Origin of the sequence: Oceanobacillus massiliensis str. N'diop, from assembly GCF_000285495.1 — a bacterium.
Taxonomy (GTDB): domain Bacteria; phylum Bacillota; class Bacilli; order Bacillales; family Amphibacillaceae; genus Oceanobacillus; species Oceanobacillus massiliensis.
Genome location: NZ_HE610979.1, coordinates 273,528 through 297,231, shown reverse-complemented (window position 1 = coordinate 297,231; position 23,704 = coordinate 273,528). Strand labels below are relative to the sequence as shown.

The following is a 23,704-nucleotide window of genomic DNA, read 5'->3' as shown; positions in this document are numbered from 1 at the left end:
GCTGTTTTTTTATGCTTCATCCTGAAGAGTGGTCCATTGATCCATCAACTGTTCTATTTCTAATTTCCTATCGCTTACTTTCTGTGTCAGTTCCAGTGACTTTTCATGGTCCTGATAAATCTCGGGTTTCGTCATTTCCTCTTCCAGACTGGAAACCTCCAGTTCAAGAACCTCTATGTTTTCCTCAAGCTCGGTAATCCGGCGCTGGATTTTGCGCTTTTCACTTTGCAGCTGCTTGCCCTCTTTGAAGCTGAGTTTTTTCTTTTCGTCTGGAATAATGGTTTCTTTTTCCTGCTGAAGTCTCTGTAGTTCGGCTTCTTCTTCCTTCTTTTCCAGGTAATAGTCGTAATCACCAAGATACATGGTGATGCCATCCCGCTGCATCTCTGCTACTTGATCGGTAATTTTATTGATGAAATAGCGATCATGGGATACAAATAGGATCGTTCCGGGAAAGTCATTTAATGCCGCTTCGAGAACCTCTTTGCTGTCGATATCCAAATGGTTGGTCGGTTCGTCCAATATCAGCAGATTTGCTTTTTGCATTTTCAGCTTCGCCAGGGCAAGTCTTGCTTTTTCCCCGCCGCTTAAGGTGTGTACAGGTTTAAGGACATCATCACCGGAAAATAGGAAATTGCCGAGAATGGTACGAATATCTTTTTCATTTATTGTTGGATAATCGTCCCATAATTCCTGCAGGATAGTCTTTGTGGAGTTCAGCTCAGCCTGTTCCTGGTCATAATAGCCAACCTCGACATTGGTACCAAGCTGTATGGTTCCGCTATTGATTTTGAGTTTTCCTAATATGGCCTTAAGCAAGGTCGTCTTTCCAACACCATTTGGTCCGACGAGGGCAATACGCTCACCACGGTTTACATCCAAGCGAATATTGGAAAAGATGGGTTCCTGATCATCCTCATAACGTAAGCTCAAGTCGTCCATCTTTAAGACATCATTTCCACTTCTCCGGTCAATTTGGAAACTGAAGGATGCAGAAGATTCGTCTCCAAGGGGGCGGTCAAGGCGCTCCATCTTCTCGAGCTGCTTTCTTCTGCTCTGTGCTCGTTTTGTAGTGGAGGCACGTACAAGATTACGCTGTACAAAGTCTTCCAATTTTTTAATTTCTGTCTGCTGTTTTTCAAATTCCTTTAATTCCTGTTCGTAATTTAAGGCTTTTTGATCTAAGTACTTACTGTAGGTACCATGGTATTTCGTTGTTTTGTGACGCGAAATCTCATAAACAATCGACACTGTTTTATCCAGGAAGTAGCGGTCATGCGATACAATGACAATGGCACCTGGATAGCTCACTAAATAATTCTCAAGCCAGGAAAGGGTGTCGATATCCAAGTGGTTGGTCGGCTCATCCAAGATTAGCAGCTTTGGCTTTTGCAGCAATAGTTTACCAAGAGCAAGACGGGTCTTCTGGCCGCCGCTGAGCTCCATGATCGGAGTATTGTAGTCATAGTCAGCAAAATTCAACCCTGTCAGTACAGCTTTCATATCCGACTCATAGGTATATCCCCCGCCAGTCTGATAGGCAATTTGGAGCTGATCATAGTCCTTGAGCAGCTTCTCGTACTGCTCATTCGCCAACTTGGAGGCATTGGCCATTTCTGTTTCTATTGAACGCAACTGCTGTTCCTGTGTTTTTAAGTGGGAGAACACTTCCAGCATTTCATCCCAGATGGTTTTGCCTGATTCAAGTGTCATGTGCTGTGATAAATAGCCAAAGGTCAGGTCCTTTGGCTTAAAGAAATCCCCTTCATCATACGAGAGCTCTCCAGCCATTATTTTAAGCAGTGTCGATTTCCCTGCACCGTTTCTTCCTACGATGGCAACACGGTCATTATCTTTTATTTCTATTTTTATATTGGATAAAATCTCTTCAGCACCGAAGGATTTAGATAGTCCGTTCATTTGCATTAGTATCATCTTTATTCACCCCATCATTCTTAGTGTATCTTATCATTATTTAAGGTGGCAACTCAATTGTGAAAAATATCACGACTTCTCCGTTCATTTCTGTTAAAATGAAGTAATAACTGCATTACTAAATTATTATCGGACTGAAAAGAGGAAGAATCATGGATCAGAATAAAATTCCACAAGCGACTGCAAAACGCTTGCCATTATATTATCGTTTTTTGAATAATTTAAATCAGCAAGGGAAGAAACGGGTATCATCGAAACAATTAAGTGAAGCTGTCAAAGTTGATTCGGCTACAATACGAAGAGATTTCTCTTATTTTGGGGCGCTGGGCAAAAAAGGCTACGGCTATAATGTTGAATATTTACTAGGCTTTTTCCGGAGTACGTTGGATCAGCACGAAGTTACAGAGGTTGCATTAATTGGAGTCGGTAACCTCGGTACTGCCTTCCTCAATTATAATTTTTTAAAGAACAATAATATCCGAATAACAATGGCTTTCGATGCAGACCAGGAAAAGGTCGGCAAAGATATTGGAGGCATTCCGATTTATCATATTGATGAACTCGATGAAAAACTGAAAGACATTAAGGTAGCAATCCTGACAGTACCAGCAACAGAAGCAGATACGATAACGAATAAACTTGTCGAAAAAGGTATATCCGGAATCTTGAACTTCACCCCTGCAAGGATTACCGTACCTGAAAATATCCGGGTGCATCATATAGACCTTGCTGTCGAACTGCAGGCACTGGTGTATTTCCTTAAACACTATTCTCTGGATAGTTAAACCTGCCAGACAAAAGACTAAATCACATAGGATTTGGTCTTTTTTTTAGGCTGTTTTCTCAGATTTTGTTGTTTTACATAAAATATATAAAATGCGACGTACCAGCAACAGCCGATTTCCACTCCGGGCAGTCGCTTTCCGCGGGCAACGCTTCAGCTTCCTCGGAAGGAACCCACTTCCTGCGGGATCTTCAGCCGTTGCTTTTCCCGCTGGAGTCGACTGCCCTGCGCTCCAATCCATCAGCTTAATAATTGAATATCAGTAAATTGATTCAGAAAGCCAAATCACAACGGAGGAAATACACGGAGACTCCAGTGGGAAAGCGAAGACGCTAAGACCCCACAGAGAGCGAACTTTGCGAGCGAGGAGGCTTAGCGCGAGCCCGCGGAAAGCGCAGTGTATTTCCGGAGTGCGGATAAAGCACCGCCTTTTACCTAGGTTTCTTAAGACAAAATAAAACTAGAACGCCTGGTTTCCTATATCAAGGCGTTCTAGTCTATTCTACTTTTTTTCTTTTTGAATATAGAATATTGCTTCAGCAGTTTGCATACTACCCATATATCCATCGCTGCGACTGCCGCAAGAATCAGGGTCACAGGATTCCACACTGTTTCATTATTGCTTTGAATGGCAAAATAGATAAACGCAAGTGCCATCAGAAAGTATACAATTGCTCTAGTTAGTATTGATCTGCCCATTTATTAACCTCCAACGAGAATCATTTTTAATTGCTCCAGCTGCTGCATTTCCTCGGGGCTTAGTGAATATTGAGCGATCACAACCAGTGTATTCATGGATGCATGAACAATGATAGGCACAATAATCCGCTTTGTCTTAATATATAAAAATGCGAATACAAACCCCATCGAAGCATATATTAAGATGTGCTGTGGTTCACCATGGATAAACCCGAAGATGAGCGCAGAAAGTACACCAGCCAAGAAGAAGTTCATTCTCTTATAAAGGGAACCAAATATGATTTTCCGGAAAATCAATTCTTCTAATATCGGGGCAATGATGGCTGGGATCAGCATGAATATGGGTGAAGCCCGCGTTATATCCATTATTTGCTGTGTGTTTTCTGATCCTGCATCAATCCCAAGGACATAGATTTCAATCGATACTGCGATTGCTTGAGCAAAATAAGCCATAAAGATGCCAAGTACTGACCAGAGAATGACTTCCCCGGACTGTGCTGCATCCCGTCTGCTGCCCATTTGCATATCGGGTTTCAAAATAAACAATGTCACAATCAGACCTGTGATAAAGCTGAAAACTGTCCAATAGACAAACGCATTAAACTCAGATAGTGAGAATAGACTCATTATTAAAGGAGCACCTATAATAACTGAGAATTGAACGACTACATAAGTTAGAATCACATACCAGTAACGACTCGCCAAATTTAACGTCTCCTTTATGTTCAAATAAACCTTCTCTTCATTATATTTTTACTTATCCTAGTCATTCTAACATAAATACAATGAGGAAATATAATTCAATGGCTAACGAAACTCTACCTTATTGAATTAAAAAACATGGAAAAATAAAACATACATTGCTTGCAATTTTTTTGGGGATTAATTATTATATTAATAGATGTTAGCACTCGTTGCATTAGAGTGCTAATAAAAAAATGATTTGGAATTAAGGAGGCATTCTACATGATTAAACCATTAGGAGATCGTGTTGTTATCGAACTTGTTGAGCAAGAAGAAACAACTGCAAGCGGAATCGTACTTCCAGACTCTGCAAAAGAAAAACCACAAGAGGGTCGCATTGTTGCAGTGGGAACTGGTCGAGTAACAGAAAGCGGAGAAAGAGTGGCACTTGAGGTTTCTGAAGGTGACGTTATTATCTTCTCTAAATTTGCTGGTACTGAAGTGAAATACCAAGGTACAGAATACTTAATTCTTCGTGAAAATGACATTTTAGCTGTAGTCAGCTAATTCAAACAAAAATTAACTACTTAATTTTAATAAAGAAAATTACGGATGATCTAAATTGAAGGAGGAGTTTTTAAATGGCTAAAGAGATTAAATTTAGTGAAGACGCTCGTCGTGCGATGCTGCGCGGTGTAGATGTTTTGGCAGATGCAGTAAAAGTAACTTTAGGACCAAAAGGACGTAACGTTGTTTTAGATAAAAAATTTGGTTCTCCATTAATCACCAATGATGGGGTGACAATCGCCAAAGAAATCGAATTGGAAGATGCATTTGAAAACATGGGAGCTCAGCTTGTATCTGAAGTTGCTTCCAAGACAAATGATGTTGCCGGTGACGGTACTACGACTGCAACGGTTCTTGCTCAAGCCTTGATTCGTGAAGGACTGAAGAACGTAACTTCCGGAGCTAATCCTGTTGGAATCCGTCGCGGAATTGAAAAAGCTGTAGCTACTGCAGTTACAGAATTAAAATCAATCTCACAGCCGGTAGAAAACAAAGAATCCATTGCACAGGTTGCAGCAATCTCTGCATCTGATAATGAAGTAGGTAACCTGATTGCTGAAGCGATGGAACGCGTTGGTAATGACGGGGTCATTACCATTGAAGAATCCAAAGGCTTCAACACAGAATTAGAAGTTGTGGAAGGTATGCAGTTTGACCGTGGATATTCTTCTCCATACATGGTTACTGACCAAGATAAAATGGAAGCTGTACTTGAAGACCCATATATCTTAATTACAGATAAGAAAATCGGTAACATCCAAGAAGTATTGCCAGTACTTGAGCAAGTTGTCCAACAAGGCAAACCACTTCTATTAATTGCAGAAGATGTTGAAGGGGAAGCTCTTGCAACATTGGTATTAAATAAACTTCGCGGTTCATTTAATGCAGTGGCAGTTAAAGCTCCAGGATTTGGTGATCGCCGTAAAGCAATGCTTGAGGACATCGCAATCCTGACTGGCGGTCAAGTGATTACAGAAGATTTAGGACTTGAGCTTAAATCTGCAACAATCGAACAATTGGGACGCGCGTCCAAAGTAGTCGTAACTAAAGAAAACACTACTGTTGTTGAAGGGGAAGGCAGCCCTGAAGCAATCTCGAGCCGTGTTGCTCAAATTCGTGCACAAGCAGAAGAAACTACTTCTGAATTCGATAAAGAAAAATTACAAGAACGCCTTGCTAAATTAGCTGGTGGTGTAGCAGTAATCAAAGTTGGTGCTGCAACTGAAACAGAATTGAAAGAACGTAAACTACGCATTGAAGATGCATTGAACTCAACTCGTGCAGCAGTAGAAGAAGGTATTGTTGCTGGTGGTGGTACTGCATTGGTTAATGTATATAATAAAGTAGCTGAACTGAACCTTGAAGGTGATGAAGCAACTGGTGTAAGTATTGTCCTTCGTGCTATCGAAGAACCTGTTCGCCAAATTGCACACAATGCAGGTCTTGAAGGATCTATCATTGTTGAACGCCTTAAAGGCGAAGCAGTTGGCGTAGGATATAACGCTGCAACTGGCGAGTGGGTAAACATGGTCGAAACTGGAATCGTTGATCCAACAAAAGTTACACGTTCTGCCCTTCAAAACGCTGCATCTGTAGCAGCAATGTTCTTAACAACTGAAGCGGTTGTTGCTGACATCCCTGAAGAAAATGCAGGCGGCGGCATGCCAGACATGGGTGGCATGGGTGGCATGGGCGGCATGATGTAATAAGCCGCTAACCCCCTTGATATATAAGGGTTTTGAAGTGAATTGCTAACGAAATGCTAACATAAGATATATAAAAGAGGCTTCTCATTAGTTTAAACTTTTGAGAAGCCTTTTTCTTTTGCTAAAGTAAAAGGGAGGTATAAATTATAACAATTCATAGAAAAGAGCTTGAAACTCACAAATACATATTATTTTATAGTATTATAAAAGGTAAATTATGGATTTGTTGATTTTATAAGTCTAGAAGGAAAAGAGATTTTTTAACCAATGCGTTTTGAGACAAAAAAAGAAGGGGGATTTAGTGACAGGTGAAAATCCTAATTGATAATTATGAAAAAAGGTGCTTTGATTCATTATCAATTTTAGCAAGAAGTATTATTGATATGGACAAAGCTTTTAAAGATGAGAATCTTGAAGGATTTCCTAAGTTAATGATTAAAGCCACGGGGGATTTACATTCAATAGGACTCGAGCTAGGACTCGATTTCAAAGATATATACCCATTGACATTAGATGAACAAATTGTATGGTGGGAAAAACCTCTACATTTGTGGCCGTATCCTTCTTTTGATGAGTGGTTTTTTGTTGAAGAGGACGAGTTAGAGCAAGCGGTACTATATGACTATGATGTAACAGAATTTTGTATTTCAATTGCACAAGGTGGTCATGATCCAATCCACGAACAAGATACAAAAGAATTTATCTCTATTCGTAACTTACTAAATAACGATTCTCATGATTACTCAAACATTAGGAAGTTCCTTATTGAGAATCCAATATTGAATTTAGATAGCCCTACATACATAAGGAAAATTGCTCATATGCCACCTAATATACAAGAAAAGCTAGTGAATTATTTATATGAGGCTGTTCCAAAGCATTATTACAATGAAGGACAGGTCTATGTATGTCCAAGGTGTGGATGGACGCTATCAATCACCGATGATGGTGATGCAAATTGTGATACGAATAAATGTAAAAAATTAAGCAGTGGATGGTATTTTAAGAGCAATAAGCTAAACAGCCATAAATTATTGCGAGTTCGTAGAGGGATTCGTCGCTACATTGTAGATCCCGGTCTGCTTGAATTGAATCTATTTAAAAGAATTGAAAAGCTTCCGAGACTTAAAGATGTCATTCTTTATCCCAACAATGATGAATATGATTTGGAACTCATATTTGAAAGTGGTACTTCATGGGTAGTAGATGTAAAGGATTGGGTTAATCCGTATATGTTAAATCACAACCTAAAGTCATTTTCAACAAATGTAATTCGAGAAAAGGCCTTTATAGTTGTACCATCGTTTCGAGGAAGTACATATGTAAAAACATTAAGGAGTATTTGTAAAAAAGGCTATGAAGTTTTAGATGATAAACAGTTTGTAAAGCTTGTGAAGAAGGAGGGGGCACAGTTTGAGAGTCAAATTTGACCAGCACTTTAAATCGGCAATTGATGATGTGAAAGATATCTTAATAAATCATAATTTTAATGATGATGAAAGTGAGGTTTACGCAAAATTAATAGTTGAGGTTGAAGTTGCTTTTTATGTTTCAACTCAATTGCTACCTTCCGATAACAAGCAGCGCTCACAATTAGAATACCTATATTCAGGTACACACTTACCACAATTCCAACAGTTTACACCCACTCAAATGGAGTTGTGGATGAAAGTTAGGGTGTTATTGCCAGCTTGGAAAGCAAGAACCATTGCTTCTAGTAAGATTGAGGATTATATTGAGATACCCGTCCCTTCGAACTTATGCCATCTATCATTCGAAGAAAACACAATAGAATGGAAGGCTCTTATTCAATATCCTGAAAGAACGAATCTTTATAAGGATTTATTATCAATGCCAATTCCTTATTTAGAGAATAAGAAAGGCTTTGCTTCACCAAAGTCAGAGGTTTCCTATTTTGATAAGGAACTATTCAAAAGTGAATATTATACAATTCCAGAACACATGAAGCCTTTTCCAACTTTTAATGAGGGGGTTTTTCTAACTCCTTCGAAAAAAGGAAAAGATATGACAATTAGTAAAAGTGATTTATTACAATCAGCTGAACGTATGGATATGATAATCAATCAAGATTGGTATGAGCGAATAAAAGAATTAAATTTTCATGAAGTTGTTGGGGAAACTCTAATAAAGTCTGAAAGATTAAACATAAGTGGTACTCAACACTGGGTTGGGACGCTTTCCGCTGGTAAATCAACAATCATGGATGTTATTGCATTCCATCAGTCACAACAAAAAAAAGTGACGGTGTTAGTTGTAGGAGACGTTGCAACCGCTTTACAAAAAGTTGATTTGTTTCATTCTTTAGGAGTTAAAACTGTACCGATATTAAGCCACCGACAACGAAAAGACCATATTAAACAACATTTTCAATCTATAAATGAAAATGTTAAAAGCCTATCAACTTTAAAAAAGCGTTCGTTCCGTTATTTATCTGACACATGCATAATTAAGACCTCGCAAGAGAAGCTTACAGACACAGCTCCACCATGCTTTAGTTTAAAGGAAAAAGGAAAAACAAAAGTATGTCCATATTTTAAGCAATGTTCCTATCATAATGCTTATCACGACTTACCAAATGCCCAAATTATTGTTGCTACTATTCAGGGGCTAGTATTAAGTGAGCTACCTCCTATCCTATTAGGTATTCGGATGAGAATGCTTGAGTATGTTAGCAAAAGTTCGGATTTAATTTTAGTAGACGAATCAGATAGGGTCCAATCACAGTTGGACAGTATATTTGCTCCTAGTGTTGAGATGGCTGGCACAGAGGATAGTTGGTTAGAAAAATTACAAAACAAAGCGTTTCAATCTTTTGTTCGCTCAAAAGTACCTTTAAGCAAAAGACGTGTCGAAAGATGGTTTATTGCACTTCAGAATACAGTTACAGCATCTTACATTGCATTTGGACAGCTACAGGATCAAGATATATTAAAGATGATAGGGAAACAGTACTTTACTGGATATAAGTTAATAAAAATGTTTCTGCTTAATGCTTTTGGTGTAACCCCAGAAAATGAAGAAAAGAGTTTAAAGAGTAAAGAGTTTCAAAAGCTATCAGAACAGTTAGAGTCATTCATACATAGCTATAGAAAAGATGAGTATGCTCATGAACAAAATAATGCTTCAAATGAAGAACTTAAACAAAAATTAAGTGGGGTAATTGATTCTATCACTCAAGACAATGATGATATACGGTTTCTTTTAGATGAAATAATATCCATAACTCAACCTATAGCGAAGTTTCCAGACCATAAACGGTCATTACTACAAAAACAATTAAAATTTTCTCTATCGATTCTGTTTATAGAAAAGAATCTATTTACCTTAATTCAACTCCTGCCATCAGTAAGAGATGAATTAAAAGGATTAGTAGAAGATGAGGTTATGTCAATTTTTACTGGAACACCTGAAGATTATGATGGATTAATTCCTATATCGCCTACTGGTATTTGGATGGGATTCCGGTATGAGAGTGACCAACAATCCAATGCTCAAAATGGAAAGTTGAATTTTATGCGTTATGTAGGTGTAGGTAGATATATATTAACGAATTTAGATCACCTTTTTGAAGGTATCGGCCATTACAAAGGAGCACCAGTGGCACTATTGTCAGGTACTAGTAGTGCTCCTTATTCTTCAAAGTACAACGTGCAGCTACCTGTTTCATATTTACTAGAAAAAGAAGATGAAGATTTGCCAAATATTAATATGTCTTTTAGACCGTTGATGAAAAGAGATGAGTTTATCATTATTTCTGGAAAACACGGAGCGGAAAGGAATATTGCTTTAAGAGAAGCTACAAGAATACTTTTTCAACAAAATATTTTGCAAAATTCACTTAAAAGATCTAGTAGTGGGAGGGAGCGGGTACTAATTGTTGTAGGCTCCTATAAAGAAGCGAAAATTGTAGGGGAGTATTTAATGGATATTTGGCCAGACCCAAATGAAGTTTACCATTTAGTAAATGATGAAACAAAGTTTGGAACAAAAGGGGAATGGACAAGACAGAAAATATCTTCTTTTCCAAAGGTACGGGGATCAATCCTCGTAGTACCACTTCTAGCATTAGAGCGAGGTCATAACATAATCACTACAATAGATGAACAAGTGGTAGCTGCTTTTGAAACCGCAATATTTTTAGTTAGACCATATCCAAAACCATTTGACGTAGATCGAGTTGTGAACCGACTTAATGAGTTTTCAATTAATATGCTTTCAAAACAATATAATGGTAATTATGATGTGAAGGAAGGAGTGCTATCGCTTCGAAACAGAGCATATGTAATTCAGAAAGAATTACTAGCTAATCAAGTGTGGTTCCGACACCTTGATGAAAAAGAAAGGTATCATCTTGTTATGGATATGTTTATTAGTGTTTGGCAATTAATAGGGCGACTAATCCGCGGAGGGGTATCTGCCAATGTCTTGTTATGTGATGGCAGCTTTGCTCCTGAAACAATAAAAGGGAATTCCGACTCTTATGAAACTAGTATGATTCTGTCTTGGAAGAAAGTATTATCAGAGGTTTTAGATACACCTAAAACGTCAACTATTGCTTCAAAACTTTATAGCCCTATCATTAATGGCATACAAAATGTGGAGGGAGTAACAACATATGAAAAAAAGAAATTATAATACCGACAGCATTGAAGTGTTTGCAATTCCTATTAAAGAAGAAAGTATAGAAGGTTATGCAGTTTATTTTCCAAAAGCATTGCGTGAGTTACTTCAGGTTAAAAAGCCAAAACATTTTTATATGTCTCCTGTACGCTCTCTTCATGAGACAATTAAGATAATGTTTTCAGATTTTCTATTCTTTAATTCCAATGCAGAAAAATTTTTAAATCAGCCTTGGTTATTTTTTCGAGCACCATTTGACATTGAGTGGCTAAAAGAAATGATTCAATCCTGGTATAAAGTTCACTTTAATGAAGAACTACCAGCATCTATCCTAAATGATTTGAGTATTCAAAAAGAAAAAAGAATCGTAGATATTACTATTAATGAAGCTGGAAATCCAATCATGAAGGACTTTTTTACTTTTCAATATTTACCGAAACATTATGCGGATAAAATAAAGAATCCCTTATTTGTAGAGTCGCTCGGAAAATCATTAAATTTTATACCAATTCAATCTGACCATAAAGGTGAACTGGTAAGTTGGCCTCCAGAGCGCTATGAACGAAATGAAAAGAAGTATTATTTTTCATATAAAATTACATTTAGTTTGCAAACTGTTCCATTTAGTGAAACCCCTCAAATGTATTTACATATTGGACTTGTTCGTTGGAAAACAGATGGAAATGTTGTGACGCGCAATCGTAGGTTAACCGTATATATAAGAGGTAAATTCCCGTGGATTGTAGGAAATGAGGATAAATTACCATTCGTACCAGCTAAAATAAAACGAGTAAAAACGGAAGGGAAATACACTTATTTTTGGGATCAAAAAATAGATCAAGTTATTGAAGGCATGAATATACCGGCGAGAATTTCATCCTTAACCGAATTAGAGAAGGATGCTGAGAGTATTTTCGAGGGGATAAATGATAGCAATCGTTTTTCGGTTTCTATTCCTTATAGTACCCAGTTGTTTGGATATCACCCAATTAGTGATGGAGCTGGTTTTAAGGAGCGCTATGAGATAGCAAAAGCTGCAGCAAATGAAATTGGACTGACAGGAAATTTCTTGAATTATCCAAGAGTTGCTGGTGCTTCTAAGGTTTATTCCAAAGGACTTGAACTAAGCTTACCTAAAAACTTTACTATATATATGTATTATTCAAGCAAAGAATGGTTGGAAAAAGCAGAAGAAGCGATTCTTCAGAATTTAAAAGTTGAGAAGAATGAAAATAGCACCTATCAATTAAATGATGCTCTTTTTCAAATTAAGCCAATACGCATTTCAGAAAATTTATTTGTCGATGAGAGCAATAAAATGGAGCTTTTAAATCGAATTGAAAAAATGGTTGCACCAACTATATCTGTATCGGGATGCTTATTTGAGCTTCATGATAAGGAACAATTTAAAAGTTGGATAGACCCGAAAGATTATATTAGATACTTATTTGCTAAGAATGATATATTGACCCAATTTATCACACCTGATAATCCAAATGATTCGGATAAGAAGTTTGAGAAGGGTACATTAGATTTATTTAGACAGATGGGCATTCTCTCTTACCGTGCAATGGGGCTGATATCGGAAACAACACAGTATATTGGTTTCCTATATATAGAGAAAAACAAGAAAACTAGCAAGGATAAAATTGGGTTCCCTGTAATGGTTAGGGTTTGTGCTTCTGGTGTAATGATGGCTATACCAAATGAAGGATGGGTTTCATATTCTGAGGGTTTGTTGCTGTTGACAAAACACGCCGAGAAATATTCACGGAATTATTCAAAACAGGATATTAATAAGTTTATATATTCGTTGTTAGCAGAGCTGGAAGGTGAGCATATTATTCTATTTACACATAGCCAAAATAGTCGAAGAGTGCTTCCTTCCTTAAACAATACAAATTTGCAAGCAGATAACTTTGAACCAATGCGTAATAACTTGTCTATTGTTCGCATTCGCGATCAAAAAGATAATGAAACACCAGAGTGGTGTGCATATCGCCATGAGAGTGAGGGTTATTCAGCGGGATCTATCCCTGAATCACTGCCAACCGGTGTGTATCAGCTGAATTATAGAGTTTTTTTTAGTATTGCAGGAAAATCAACAACACAAAGTCAAATGAATCCCAACAGAACCAAACTAGAATCACCAAACAGTTTGTTTCATAAACCAGTAGCTATCGAAGTAGCGGTTCCTGTGTATCATAAAGATTTTTCACCTATTGAGCTTGCAAAGATAACACATGATTTACGCAAGAATACTAGCATTCAATACGATAAAGATATGACAAACTTTCCATTGCCACTGCATTTAGCGTTAAAGGCTAAGGAGTATGCTTTTACTATATAATTAGTTATTTATTATGTTAAAACGAAAACTCTATGCCCAGCAATTTTATTAAAAATTGATGGGTTTCATTTATATTATAGGAGATGGCTACTTGATCCGAATATAGTTGATGAGAAATCCCACAATCAAAAAATAAAAAAAGGAAAAGTGGAATAAATAAGATTTTGAAAATAAGTGATTCAATAAACAGGATGATGCAGGAGGCACACCAGGTTAAAGATACTACACACTCTCACCATAGGGGCGGCATGATGTGGTGACCGCTAAAACCCTTTATATATAAGGGTTTTGAAGTGATTTGCTAACGAAATGATAACATAAGATATATAAAAGAGGCTTCTCATTAGTTTAAACTTTTGAGAAGCTTCTTTTTTCATTTCTTCGGTTACGTGAAGGTATACGTTTTTCGTAATCTGCTCATCAGGATGGCCAAGCCTGTCCATGATTTGTTCGAGTGAGACACCAGCCTCAGCAAGAAGTGACGTGTGTGTATGCCTTAACGAATGCGGAGTTAACTCAGCATTTAGTCCAGCGATTTTAAGTGGTCTTGCCATTCGATTTTGAACGGTTTTAATCATATTGTCGTTCCATTTTAGCGAAGATATAGTCTATATAGTAATAAGTTTCGCCCATCTGGACTTTTACTTGTTCTTGTTTTTTTATTGGTTAAAGAATCAAAAAAATAGGGAATTATGTAGAATTATATGTGGTAGAATTATACAATTGGTGTGGGAGGTAGGTTTGCAATAAACCTTTCAGTTAAACGAATAGACAATTAAGTTTTATCTTGGCCTTTGAAAAGTTAGTTTCTAAAGAAAAGGACTTTAGTAATAACAGGGTTTTAAAATTGAATAAAGAATAGAGGGATAGAAGTGGGAGAAGGAAAAAATAAATATAATTTTCAAAAACTAACCCCATTTAGTGACGTAGACCTAAAACTTTATGAGGATGCTATTGATTACGTTTTTGATAATCCTGATGTTCGAAATGTTGCCATATCTGGAGCATATGGTGCTGGTAAAAGTAGTTTAATAGCATCGTATAGGAAAAAGCATAGTAACTTGCGATTTGTGCATATTTCATTGGCGCATTTCAAACAATCGGATAAAGAGGACGAAATCGAAATTAATGAAACTGTTTTAGAAGGGAAAATAATAAATCAACTTATTCACCAGATTCCATCGGATAATATTCCTCAAACAAATTTTAAAGTAAAGAAAAAAATAGAAACTAAAAATATTGTACGCAGTACTGTTTATATTATGCTATTTGTAATATCTTTACTGCATATTTCCATGTTTGAATTGTGGAATGGGTATGTAGTTTCATTATCGACATCTTGGATAAAAGATATTTTGGAAATTTCCGTAAATAAATATATGCTAATCGTAAGTGGACTTTTGGTTACTATCACATTCTACATATTTCTTTACTCATTGGTTAAAGCACAAAAGACCAAAAATGTATTTAGGAAAGTTAGTTTGCAGGGCAACGAAATTGAAATTTTTGAGGAAAGCGAAGAATCATATTTCGATAAATATCTAAATGAGGTTTTGTATCTGTTTGAAAACGTTGAAGCAGATGTCATAGTGTTTGAAGATATGGATCGCTTCGATGCAAATAGAATTTTTGAACGTCTACGCGAGATAAACACCTTAGCAAACATCCAACTGGAAAAGGAGAAAAAACATCCACTTCGATTTTTCTATCTTTTGAGGGATGATATTTTTGTATCAAGGGATCGCACAAAGTTTTTTGATTATATAGTACCTGTTGTCCCTGTGGTTGATAGCTCAAATTCATATGATCAGTTCATAATGCATTTTAAGGAAGGAGGTATTTATGGGCTGTTTGATAAAAGCTTTCTACAAGGTCTTTCATTATATATTGATGACATGAGAATTCTTAAAAACATATACAATGAATTTGTAATTTATTATAACAGGCTAAATACAACCGAACTTAATAGTAATAAAATGCTTGCTATGATAACGTATAAAAATTTGTTCCCACGAGATTTTAGCGATTTGCAAGTTAATCAAGGTATGGTATATACACTTTTTGCAAAAAAGGATTATTTTATTAAGATAGAAACTGAAAGACTAAAAGAGTTAGCGACTAATAAGAAAAACGAGATTGAGTTGGCTAGAGGAGAGTATTTAACCTCCATCCAAGAATTAGATGATGTATATAGAGCAAATCGGTCACGATTACCTGGAAACTGGAATCATAGGCAGGAACTAGAGAAAAAGTATAATGAGGAATATCCTATCCGTAAACAGGCTATCGAGAACAGGTTAAATAATCGCCTTCCTTACTTAGAAGACGAATTATCGCGTTTTGAACAGGATATAATTTTAACTCAATCCAAACAACTTAATGAGATTATTACAAGAGAAAATATAGATTTTATTTTCAAAGTAACAACAACAAACGAGATAGGCGTTGAAACTAACTTTCATGAGATCAAGGGTAGCGAATATTTTGCATTGCTGAAATATCTTATACGCAATGGATTTATCGATGAAACCTATGCTGACTACATGACTTATTTTTATGAGACCAGTCTTAGCCGAGTAGATAAAACTTTTTTACGAAGTATTACAGACAAGAAAGCCAAAGAATTTACATATAAGCTAAAGAATCCAGCGCTGATAACTGATAGGCTACGACCTGTGGATTTTGACCAAGAAGAAATCCTTAACTTCGATTTGCTTCAACACCTTTTGAAGACTAATAATAATCGAGACTTTCTTAATAGATTTTTACAACAACTAACTAATAACAGAAACTTTAAATTCATTGGGGAATTCTTTGATACTGGAAGGGAACTCTCAGCTTATGTAAAATGTCTTAATCAACAATGGCCAGAAATGTTCTCCTTTGCAATAGAAGAAAGTGCTTTATCCGACAAACAGATACGCCTATATTCGATATACACGCTTTATTACTCGGATGATGACAATCTTCAAGCCGTTAATCGAGAGAATTATCTTTCTAGTTATATGTCTAATAGTGCTAATTACTTAGATATAGATGATCCCGATATTGAAAGGCTTATCCATGGTTTTATTTTACTGAATGTCTCTTTTGTAAGTATTGATATGGCAAATGCTGACCTTTTAGAGGCGGTTTATACTAACTCATTATACGAAATTAACTTTGATAATTTGCGATTTATGCTTAAGGAATTTTATCAGGTGAATGAAGAGAAAGACATACACCATAGGAATTATACATTAGTATTTAGTCAACCTAATTCGCCTTTAGCACAATATGTAAATGACAACTTTAGTAACTACATTGATGTCGTTTTGTCAGACAGTAATGGTGTAATAAATGATGATGAAAAAGTAGCCTTACTAATATTGAACAATGAAATTTTATCAGGTGATCAGAAAAACTCCTATATTGAATTATTAAAAACTTCAATTACAACAATTGTTGAAGTTATAGATAAAGATTTGTGGAGCTCACTACTAAACAATCATTTAGCTAAGTATTCAGAAGAGAACATCTTTGAATATTTTAGAGTTAATGAATCATTAGATTCTACATTAATAACTTTCATAAATAGTGACGAAACCACGTTGAACTTTATCGAAGTAAAAAACAATTATGGCTCTGAAAATGCAGAAAAATTCTTTGATGCCTGTATAAGTACTAATAAACTACTAAATCACAAATATAGAGAAATACTAACGTCACTTAATTTCTCGTATAATATTTTCAATATTGAAGGTATTTCTGACGAAAAGTTACAAATTGTTATCGATGAGAGTATTGTTCCTATGAATCTTGATACTTTACTTTTCATGCGAGAAAACTATTCAAACCAGGTTTTATACTTTATTGAAAAAAACATTAATGAATATGTTAATACAATTAATAGTGAAGCTTTTGTACTTGATGAGGTAGTTGAGGTACTAACCTGGGATATTGGCGAAGACATTAAAACTAAGTTGCTTGAATTTACAAGTGATCCAGTATCTGTTATTAATAAAGGATATTCCTCTGCAGTCAATGCACATATTTTAAAAAATAACCTTGATCCGGATAATCTTTCCCACCTTTTCGCAACGTATAAAGAATGGGATGAAGAAATTAAGAAAATAATACATGACTTGGCAAAAGATAAGACAGAATTAATTATTAATGAGCCAAAGGATGTTTCCAATAGTTTGTTGAATACATTAATTGCATCGATGGATCTTGATTACAGCAAAAAAGTTGATATATTTATTTCATCGCTACCTATTTTTGATGAGGAGAAATGTAAAGAGTACCTAGATTTATTAGACTTAGGGGAATTTAAGAAGGTCTTTGAACACCGTAGCAGACCAAAATATGAAATTAATACACTTAATGGTAAGCTGTTAGCCGCATTTAAAGAAAGTAACTGGATCGCTGACTTTCATGAGGATCAAAATAAAGAAGGATACTACAAGATAATACGAAATAGCAGCACGTCCAAGTCTTTAACGCAAGATTTACTTTAAGAAGGTATCAGGTTAATTAATGAATTTTATCATTCCTTATGTTTGGAATAAAATTAATCCAAAAATTAATAACAAGCATAGTGGTTGTTGGTTGGCTTTTATATGTATACTGAAATTAATTTCGTTGAAATATTCTCTTGGTTCCTAAAGTGGTATTGTAGTTTGACAAAAAAGTTGAACCACCAATAAATGGATAATGAAACTCCATTTATTCAGTGGTAAATATAAATTACACTACACATTTGTTTACGTATACAAATTGCTAACTTTTTGCTAACGCAATCCTATGAAAAATAGTAAATTCACGTTAAAGATGTTACAAACCTAAATTGGTAAAACCTCGATATAACACACTATTTGCACACATCGTTCAAGATATTACACACTCTCACCTTACGGCGGCATGATGTAATAAACGCATATAAACATTGAATTAACAATGTTTACAAGCGTTATAAATGTATCATGTTCATGTTTTAATCAATAAGATTTGTTGAGAGGTTTTCCATTAAGTTACTAAACTTAGTGGAAGCCTCTTTTTTAATGTTCTTTGTCATGTGAGCGTAAATGTCCATAGTTGTTTGAATGTCACTATGTCTTAAGCGTTCTTGAATTTCTTTTACTTTCTTTTGCATAATGATTACTCTCCTGGGTTTATTATAACACCTTTATATTACTTATCGGTCGTAAAGCAACGTGGATTGTAATCGCATCCGTTAGGGTAAAAACCTATATTTCATTTGAGCATGGTGTGGGACACTTGAATAATATATATTGCTAGTTTTGTTAGTATTTTTAAATCCAAAATAATGTGTTAATGTGTACATTCGGGATCGTTTATATAGTATGATTAAAATTTCAACATATATTTAAACTTTGTTAAAAAGGAGTTTCAATTAATGAAAAAGCAATTCACAACTCAGATTCTATACTCAAAAAACGTTTCATGGCTTACTGAAATATATAAAAAATGTTTAAAACTAGATTTTGACTTAATGGACGACCTCAGCGACTGTACTGGGGGCGATATTGCATCAATACATACCACAGATGAATTTAGTGAAGGATATGAACTTTTATTAAAAGCAGCAGTGTGTGAATTAGGTGGACATGCAGGACATTATCATTTACTTCTTCAAACAGCTTTCGTTTCTGAACTAGTTGAAGGACAAATTAGTAGTGCCGAGTTTATTACAGAAATTCGTAAAATCATAATAGATGATGACAAAGAAGGGACAGATACGAGCATTATATCTTGTGGTGAAGCTGTTAGAAAGGCAAAAGAAGACATAACTATTTTCAAGGTTTCTATGTCTCGTCATCTGACAGAAATAACAGGTAGTAAGGAACCTATCCCCTTTTATAGATGCGATTATATATTGTTAGGATTAGATAATTACATCCTTAGGTTTCTAAAGTAATGAATTATTAAGTCGGAAACCAGGCATTTGCAACTAAAAGGATCACTATCTATGAAAATCTGGTGTAATGTTGTGCAAATACCCACTGGCTTAGCTACAATTTGACTATTTTGCATAAGATATTTGTATTTAGAATAAAGTGAGTCAATTGCTCTGTCATTTTAGAGAAAGTCTCTTGTTTGAATTTGTACAAAAAGAACCTCTATTAAGAGGTTCAAGTCAATTTTCTTATTAAAGTAAAGCACCAGTTAGTGCCATTAATATTCTTCATTTTCGACTTACAATTAATGCACCAATCCCACTAATCATAAAGTAAGCAAAAATCAATATCCACAAATAATAGATTGAAATCTGTTCAACTCCAATTGAAGTGACCACAGCTAATAATAGAAAAGCTCCACCTATAAAGATATGGGAAATATAGACATAATATTTCAACATATTATGGCGTGTTCGCTCATCAAAGTCAGGGGTTCTATCTTTTTTCATTCGATTCCTTATTAGGTCGATGATAAAAAATAATAATACAGCTGAAAGAGAACCTGAAAAACCTCCGAGATTTAGTGTACCTTTTATAAGTTGACCAAGAGTCATACCAAACAAACCGCAAATACCTACATACGTTAATATCCACCTATTAATTTTTTTCTTCATTTCTCCTCCTCCTCTTCCAATATAAATATCTCTTCAATTGGCAGCTCAAAATACCTTACAATTTTCAAAGCTAATTCAAGACTCGGGTTATATTTGTTGTTTTCTATTGCTGTCATTGTTTGTCTTGTGACTTGTAGATCTTCAGCCATTTGTAATTGTCTGATTCCTCGTTCTTTCCTGATTTTCTTAATGTTATTTATAACAGGCACTTTGATCACCGCCTAAATGTAAAGAACTCTTTACCTATTTTATAACATATAAATTTAAATATGTAAACATAACTTTACATATTTAAGTAATCAAATTATGTATATAAAACAAAAAGAGCTAACAATACCAAAACAATTTTGGCGCAATGAAAGGAAGTAACTCAGATATAATCGTTGAAGATAAAGTTCAGCCATTCAGAGCTTTGCAGCACTTCAAGACATCAATATTCTTTATATTAATCCTTGCGCGACTAACAATTATAGGAATATTAGTAAATGCATGGGCTACTTCTAATGACCACAGTTTTACTATGTTAGTAGCAAACCTAATCTTTTATTATTTTCCATTCGTGGGAATAGTAAATAGTGTTGTATTTATTTTTTATAGACACAAATTGTTTTGGGTCTTGCTCATCTTTGATTTAATCGTATTGATGTTTTTAGATAATATAATAAAATTATTTGTCAATTATTAAGGAGGTTTAATAATGAGAATTACGATTATGATTGGCGGCTTATTTGGAATTTTGATATCATTAACAGCCATGCTCTTTGCTGTTGTAGATGATTCATATACTCTAGGGAACTTTGGCTTATTAGGTGTCCTTGGTGGAATTATGGGTATTGTTGGTTCCTTTAATTTAAAGAAAAGAAAGAACCTGGCTGGGGCACTAGTTTTGATTGGGAGTATTCTAGGATTGTATGGATTATGGAGATTTTATCTAATCCCTACTATACTAATGTTGATTCCTTATCTTATTGTGTTACTTCAAAAGAATAAAAAGCAAACAAATTAAAATAGGAGGATTAACAAATGGATGGCTTTAATAATCTTATAATAATGACAGTAATTTTCACTATTATAATTGGATTAATTGCATTAATTTTTAGAGAGAAAAAAATTATTGTACCCATAATAACAAGCATTTTAAGTATAATATTAGTGGTAATCAGTTTTATTATCGGGGGATGGGAAGGAATAGGTCTAGGTTTTATTAGTCTTTCCATTAACATCCACTGAAATAAAATAGGATACCTGCTGATGCCCATGTATAATGATTCTTTACGCACTCACGCAACATTCCGTCGCAGTTGTATTTTCTAATGCCATCTGATTAGCATGTATTATGTAAAACACTCTTATTTTTTTACTTTAACCTTTTTTCCCTAATTAATGTACTTTTTGAAATTCCTGTTTTCTCTTCAACCTCTCTATAAGAATGTGTTTTCAATTCACGAAACTGCTAATACAGCACCAGGGACAACGGCTTTCATGCATTCGAACTATGTAAGAAATGCAAGTATTCCCACTTCTTGTCATTTTACTGTAGACGATGGTAAGATGAGTTATCAACATCTTCCAACATACGAAACTGGATTTCATACAGGGGATGGTTCAGGAGATGGAAATAGGAATAGCATTGGCATTGAATTATGTGTAAATAGTTCTGGTGACTTTAGTAAAACCAGGAGAAATGCAGCTGTATTAGTTCGCAAACTGATGCAAGAACACCAAATTCTCATTTACAATGTTGTAACACATAATCATTGGAGTGGAAAGTTATGTCCAGCTAATCTACTAAACCAGTTTGATAGTTTAGAAACCAGGTTATGGATTCAACGCTACCAGTTTCAAATGATGAAAAAGTAAGTTCACCATTTACTAATATTAATGAGCAGTATAGTCTTGATGATGTTGAAAAGGGAAAAACCTTCACTTATTCTACTGCATATGATGTGAAAATTGGCCCTCTCAAGGGGAGTTTAACAGGTTCAATTATTTTTGGGGATTCAAATAAAGCTGTTTGGGACTTAGACGCTAATAGTGCTATCAATAGAAGTATTGAGAAAAGTATCATCAAATGTATATGTCAAAGAAAAAATCGAGTTAACAGATATTGATTGGGATGATTACAAAGTAGAGTTAAATTTGGCTTTTGTTTATGTGTTAGTTTTAATTGTTTCTTATCTGTTAGCCCTCGGATGGATAGTGTCAGAAATTTTATCATTTCTCCGTAGACCAGCAGCAATATAATATAAAAGGAAGGACCATTCTGAAACATAGAATGGTCCTTCCTTTTATATAACTAACCTTGAATTATCGATAGTATTGTGCTAGTATTTCTATCAAATTCTTAAAAGGAGCTTTTAAATTGAAATCATTTTTGATGATATCATTTCTGACCTGCGCTTTTTTTTGAATGGCTGTAATCCAATGAATAATGCTACAAAATCTACCGAAGAACCAATTTTGATTGAAGACCATAATTTTAGTTTTGATGATCTCGGTAGATTTTTTAGACATAATAAAATTGAGGATGTTGGAACATATCAATCTGGTCCCCTAACAATCACCATTGAATCAGCCGAGGTCACAAGTGGAAATTTTAGTGACGATTACAATACATATGGGATTACTTCAAACGATGAAATTAAAACTGTAAATTTTCAAGTAAGATTTAAATTGGATGAAAAGGAGAAAAATGTTTTTTTTACTGAAGAAAATATGCATTTAGTTACTAACACCGGAGAAAAAGTTGAAAAACCTCATGAATTGATTAGCAGTGCAATAAATGTACCCATTATAAATAATAATAATAACGTCCGTCAAGTCGCTTTCAAGATTGAGGAAACAGATATCGAAAATCTAAAAGAAGTCCAATTGAATATAGACGCACCAATAAACGACAAGGGAGAACCACTAGGAGATAACCTAGAAATAGAAATTAAACTTTAATTAAGAAGCTTCTTATTAGTAAATCGAATAACAAAGAGCTAAACAGCATCTCCCATGTCAGTAGTCTGTCTGTTGAAGGGAGATGCTGTTTAGTTAATAGCAATTTTCAGCTTATATTACACCATGATGACTAATGCTAGGAAATTACCCCAATATATGCCATTGCGAAAATGATGTTGATCATAATAAGTATCCACTTTTTCCATCCTTTTCCCACCAATGCGAAAAAGAATCCTAAAATCGGAAAAAGAGAAGAGTCCCAACAGAAATAGCAAAGCTAACCAACCATTAATACCATCCAGGTATTCACTTAAGAAAATACCAATTGCCCACCATATGAGAAATAATAGAATGAATATTAGTGAAACCTTATGAACTACTTTTTCATATTCCTTCACCCAATCCCTGGCTACTTGGATATAAAATTCCTTTTCATCTTTATTGTGCCGGTTATTACTAAATGCAGATACAAGCTTCTTTACATTTTTATTTTTTGAAGAAGATGGTCCTTTAGTAAAATCCGGATTTAGATATTTACTGTTAATAAGATTCTCCTGATTGTCTTTCATAGTCGAAACAATAATATCATAGTGTTTTTTCTTTAATTTCTTCTTCTTAAATAATATATAAAAAGAATACCGAACTGGCTCTAAAATATATGTTGGGGCACAGAGAAAATTCAGCCAAATAAAAACACGCAAACTCCAAATTTTGTTAGACTTGTTTTAACCACAAAACAAAAACAAAAGGAGTTGCGTGTAAGTGAATTTTAACATGTCTTTACCGGTTTAGAAGCCTTTCGCATTAAAAAGTCGAAT

At 35.0% G+C, this 23,704-nt stretch carries 21 protein-coding genes and 1 pseudogene; 13 read left to right on the top strand and 9 right to left on the bottom strand.

Annotation, left to right across the window (positions count from 1 at the left end):
- Window positions 1–9: 9 nt before the first annotated feature.
- Window positions 10–1,935, bottom strand: a complete 1,926-nt coding sequence (locus tag OMHG_RS15050; protein ID WP_010651729.1) for an ABC-F family ATP-binding cassette domain-containing protein — start codon at window positions 1,933–1,935, stop codon at window positions 10–12.
- 152 nt (window positions 1,936–2,087) lie between these two features.
- On the opposite strand from OMHG_RS15050, the gene OMHG_RS15045 reads away from it, so the two are divergent.
- A complete protein-coding gene (locus OMHG_RS15045) occupies window positions 2,088–2,720 on the top strand; it encodes a redox-sensing transcriptional repressor Rex (RefSeq protein WP_010651728.1) in 633 nt (210 codons plus the stop codon).
- Between the two features lie 491 nt (window positions 2,721–3,211).
- Here OMHG_RS15045 and OMHG_RS15040 read toward each other — a convergent pair whose 3' ends face one another.
- Both OMHG_RS15040 and OMHG_RS15035 read right to left on the bottom strand, forming a co-directional pair.
- Window positions 3,212–3,418, bottom strand: a complete 207-nt coding sequence (locus tag OMHG_RS15040) for a YdiK family protein (protein WP_010651727.1) — start codon at window positions 3,416–3,418, stop codon at window positions 3,212–3,214.
- A 3-nt stretch (window positions 3,419–3,421) separates the two neighbouring features.
- The gene (locus tag OMHG_RS15035) at window positions 3,422–4,123 is read right to left on the bottom strand and encodes a CPBP family intramembrane glutamic endopeptidase (RefSeq protein ID WP_044477007.1); all 702 of its coding nucleotides are present in this window, start codon (window positions 4,121–4,123) and stop codon (window positions 3,422–3,424) included.
- A 261-nt stretch (window positions 4,124–4,384) separates the two neighbouring features.
- Here OMHG_RS15035 and groES point away from each other — a divergent pair, with 261 nt between their 5' ends.
- The 5 genes from groES to OMHG_RS15010 all read left to right on the top strand — a co-directional run bounded on the left by groES (window position 4,385) and on the right by OMHG_RS15010 (window position 13,366).
- On the top strand, window positions 4,385–4,669 hold the full coding sequence (gene groES, locus OMHG_RS15030; RefSeq protein ID WP_010651725.1) for a co-chaperone GroES: 285 nt from the start codon (window positions 4,385–4,387) through the stop codon (window positions 4,667–4,669).
- A 74-nt stretch (window positions 4,670–4,743) separates the two neighbouring features.
- Window positions 4,744–6,375, top strand: coding sequence for a chaperonin GroEL (groL, locus tag OMHG_RS15025; RefSeq protein WP_010651724.1), 1,632 nt, complete (start codon window positions 4,744–4,746; stop codon window positions 6,373–6,375).
- A gap of 308 nt (window positions 6,376–6,683) precedes the next feature.
- A complete protein-coding gene (locus OMHG_RS15020; protein ID WP_010651723.1) occupies window positions 6,684–7,805 on the top strand; it encodes a restriction endonuclease-related protein in 1,122 nt (373 codons plus the stop codon).
- Window positions 7,789–11,031 carry a hypothetical protein gene (locus tag OMHG_RS15015; RefSeq protein ID WP_010651722.1) on the top strand — a complete coding sequence of 1,081 codons (3,243 nt, stop codon included), beginning with the start codon at window positions 7,789–7,791 and terminating at the stop codon, window positions 11,029–11,031. Before OMHG_RS15020 ends, OMHG_RS15015 begins: the two co-directional genes overlap by 17 nt.
- Entirely contained in the window at window positions 11,012–13,366 is a 2,355-nt protein-coding gene (locus OMHG_RS15010; protein WP_010651721.1) for a pPIWI_RE module domain-containing protein, read from the top strand. The genes OMHG_RS15015 and OMHG_RS15010 overlap by 20 nt, the downstream gene beginning before the upstream one ends.
- Window positions 13,367–13,629: 263 nt before the next feature.
- Here the strand turns inward: OMHG_RS15010 and OMHG_RS18055 are convergent, their stop codons facing one another.
- The gene (locus OMHG_RS18055) at window positions 13,630–13,944 is read right to left on the bottom strand and encodes a tyrosine-type recombinase/integrase (protein ID WP_010651720.1); all 315 of its coding nucleotides are present in this window, start codon (window positions 13,942–13,944) and stop codon (window positions 13,630–13,632) included.
- A gap of 294 nt (window positions 13,945–14,238) precedes the next feature.
- Between OMHG_RS18055 and OMHG_RS15000 the strand changes: the two genes are divergently transcribed.
- Window positions 14,239–17,865, top strand: coding sequence for a YobI family P-loop NTPase (locus OMHG_RS15000; protein WP_010651719.1), 3,627 nt, complete (start codon window positions 14,239–14,241; stop codon window positions 17,863–17,865).
- 476 nt (window positions 17,866–18,341) lie between these two features.
- Here OMHG_RS15000 and OMHG_RS18050 read toward each other — a convergent pair.
- A pseudogene (locus OMHG_RS18050) lies at window positions 18,342–18,488 on the bottom strand (integrase); the annotation flags it as partial.
- Between the two features lie 276 nt (window positions 18,489–18,764).
- Here OMHG_RS18050 and OMHG_RS14995 point away from each other — a divergent pair.
- Window positions 18,765–19,286, top strand: coding sequence for a hypothetical protein (locus OMHG_RS14995; RefSeq protein ID WP_010651717.1), 522 nt, complete (start codon window positions 18,765–18,767; stop codon window positions 19,284–19,286).
- A 267-nt stretch (window positions 19,287–19,553) separates the two neighbouring features.
- Here the strand turns inward: OMHG_RS14995 and OMHG_RS14990 are convergent, their stop codons facing one another.
- Together OMHG_RS14990 and OMHG_RS14985 are read right to left on the bottom strand one after the other, a co-directional pair.
- Window positions 19,554–19,940, bottom strand: coding sequence for a hypothetical protein (locus OMHG_RS14990; protein ID WP_010651716.1), 387 nt, complete (start codon window positions 19,938–19,940; stop codon window positions 19,554–19,556).
- Window positions 19,937–20,149, bottom strand: coding sequence for a helix-turn-helix transcriptional regulator (locus OMHG_RS14985; protein WP_010651715.1), 213 nt, complete (start codon window positions 20,147–20,149; stop codon window positions 19,937–19,939). The genes OMHG_RS14990 and OMHG_RS14985 overlap by 4 nt, the downstream gene beginning before the upstream one ends.
- 488 nt (window positions 20,150–20,637) lie before the next feature.
- Between OMHG_RS14985 and OMHG_RS14975 the strand changes: the two genes are divergently transcribed.
- Both OMHG_RS14975 and OMHG_RS14970 read left to right on the top strand, forming a co-directional pair.
- Complete coding sequence (locus OMHG_RS14975) at window positions 20,638–20,946, top strand: hypothetical protein (RefSeq protein ID WP_010651713.1); 309 nt, start codon at window positions 20,638–20,640, stop codon at window positions 20,944–20,946.
- 17 nt (window positions 20,947–20,963) lie between these two features.
- The gene (locus OMHG_RS14970) at window positions 20,964–21,170 is read left to right on the top strand and encodes a YesK family protein (protein ID WP_010651712.1); all 207 of its coding nucleotides are present in this window, start codon (window positions 20,964–20,966) and stop codon (window positions 21,168–21,170) included.
- 127 nt (window positions 21,171–21,297) lie between these two features.
- Here the strand turns inward: OMHG_RS14970 and OMHG_RS18615 are convergent, their stop codons facing one another.
- Complete coding sequence (locus OMHG_RS18615) at window positions 21,298–21,381, bottom strand: hypothetical protein (RefSeq protein WP_202594353.1); 84 nt, start codon at window positions 21,379–21,381, stop codon at window positions 21,298–21,300.
- Window positions 21,382–21,422: 41 nt separating this feature from the next.
- Here OMHG_RS18615 and OMHG_RS19470 point away from each other — a divergent pair, with 41 nt between their 5' ends.
- The 3 genes from OMHG_RS19470 to OMHG_RS14955 all read left to right on the top strand — a co-directional run bounded on the left by OMHG_RS19470 (window position 21,423) and on the right by OMHG_RS14955 (window position 22,886).
- A complete protein-coding gene (locus tag OMHG_RS19470; protein WP_010651711.1) occupies window positions 21,423–21,800 on the top strand; it encodes a peptidoglycan recognition protein family protein in 378 nt (125 codons plus the stop codon).
- Window positions 21,761–22,051 carry a hypothetical protein gene (locus OMHG_RS18465; RefSeq protein WP_147629093.1) on the top strand — a complete coding sequence of 97 codons (291 nt, stop codon included), beginning with the start codon at window positions 21,761–21,763 and terminating at the stop codon, window positions 22,049–22,051. Before OMHG_RS19470 ends, OMHG_RS18465 begins: the two co-directional genes overlap by 40 nt.
- Before the next feature lie 313 nt (window positions 22,052–22,364).
- Window positions 22,365–22,886 (top strand): hypothetical protein, encoded by a 522-nt coding sequence (locus tag OMHG_RS14955; protein ID WP_010651709.1) that lies wholly within the window; start codon window positions 22,365–22,367, stop codon window positions 22,884–22,886.
- A 116-nt stretch (window positions 22,887–23,002) separates the two neighbouring features.
- On the opposite strand, the gene OMHG_RS14950 is transcribed toward OMHG_RS14955, so the two are convergent.
- Complete coding sequence (locus OMHG_RS14950) at window positions 23,003–23,587, bottom strand: hypothetical protein (protein ID WP_010651708.1); 585 nt, start codon at window positions 23,585–23,587, stop codon at window positions 23,003–23,005.
- Between the last annotated feature and the right edge of the window lie 117 nt (window positions 23,588–23,704).

Excerpts from the sequence above, each read along its gene's own strand:
- groL (WP_010651724.1), top strand. The coding sequence starts at position 4,744 with ATGGCTAAAGAGATTAAATTTAGTGAAGACGCTCGTCGTGCGATGCTG.
- OMHG_RS15045 (WP_010651728.1), top strand. The coding sequence starts at position 2,088 with ATGGATCAGAATAAAATTCCACAAGCGACTGCAAAACGCTTGCCATTA.
- OMHG_RS14995 (WP_010651717.1), top strand. The coding sequence starts at position 18,765 with ATGAAAAAGCAATTCACAACTCAGATTCTATACTCAAAAAACGTTTCA.
- OMHG_RS15050 (WP_010651729.1), bottom strand. The coding sequence starts at position 1,935 with ATGATACTAATGCAAATGAACGGACTATCTAAATCCTTCGGTGCTGAA.
- OMHG_RS14990 (WP_010651716.1), bottom strand. The coding sequence starts at position 19,940 with ATGAAGAAAAAAATTAATAGGTGGATATTAACGTATGTAGGTATTTGC.
- OMHG_RS19470 (WP_010651711.1), top strand. The coding sequence starts at position 21,423 with ATGCATTCGAACTATGTAAGAAATGCAAGTATTCCCACTTCTTGTCAT.
- OMHG_RS15010 (WP_010651721.1), top strand. The coding sequence starts at position 11,012 with ATGAAAAAAAGAAATTATAATACCGACAGCATTGAAGTGTTTGCAATT.
- OMHG_RS18465 (WP_147629093.1), top strand. The coding sequence starts at position 21,761 with ATGGATTCAACGCTACCAGTTTCAAATGATGAAAAAGTAAGTTCACCA.
- OMHG_RS15040 (WP_010651727.1), bottom strand. The coding sequence starts at position 3,418 with ATGGGCAGATCAATACTAACTAGAGCAATTGTATACTTTCTGATGGCA.
- OMHG_RS14975 (WP_010651713.1), top strand. The coding sequence starts at position 20,638 with ATGAGAATTACGATTATGATTGGCGGCTTATTTGGAATTTTGATATCA.
- OMHG_RS18055 (WP_010651720.1), bottom strand. The coding sequence starts at position 13,944 with ATGATTAAAACCGTTCAAAATCGAATGGCAAGACCACTTAAAATCGCT.
- OMHG_RS14955 (WP_010651709.1), top strand. The coding sequence starts at position 22,365 with ATGAATAATGCTACAAAATCTACCGAAGAACCAATTTTGATTGAAGAC.
- groES (WP_010651725.1), top strand. The coding sequence starts at position 4,385 with ATGATTAAACCATTAGGAGATCGTGTTGTTATCGAACTTGTTGAGCAA.
- OMHG_RS14970 (WP_010651712.1), top strand. The coding sequence starts at position 20,964 with ATGGATGGCTTTAATAATCTTATAATAATGACAGTAATTTTCACTATT.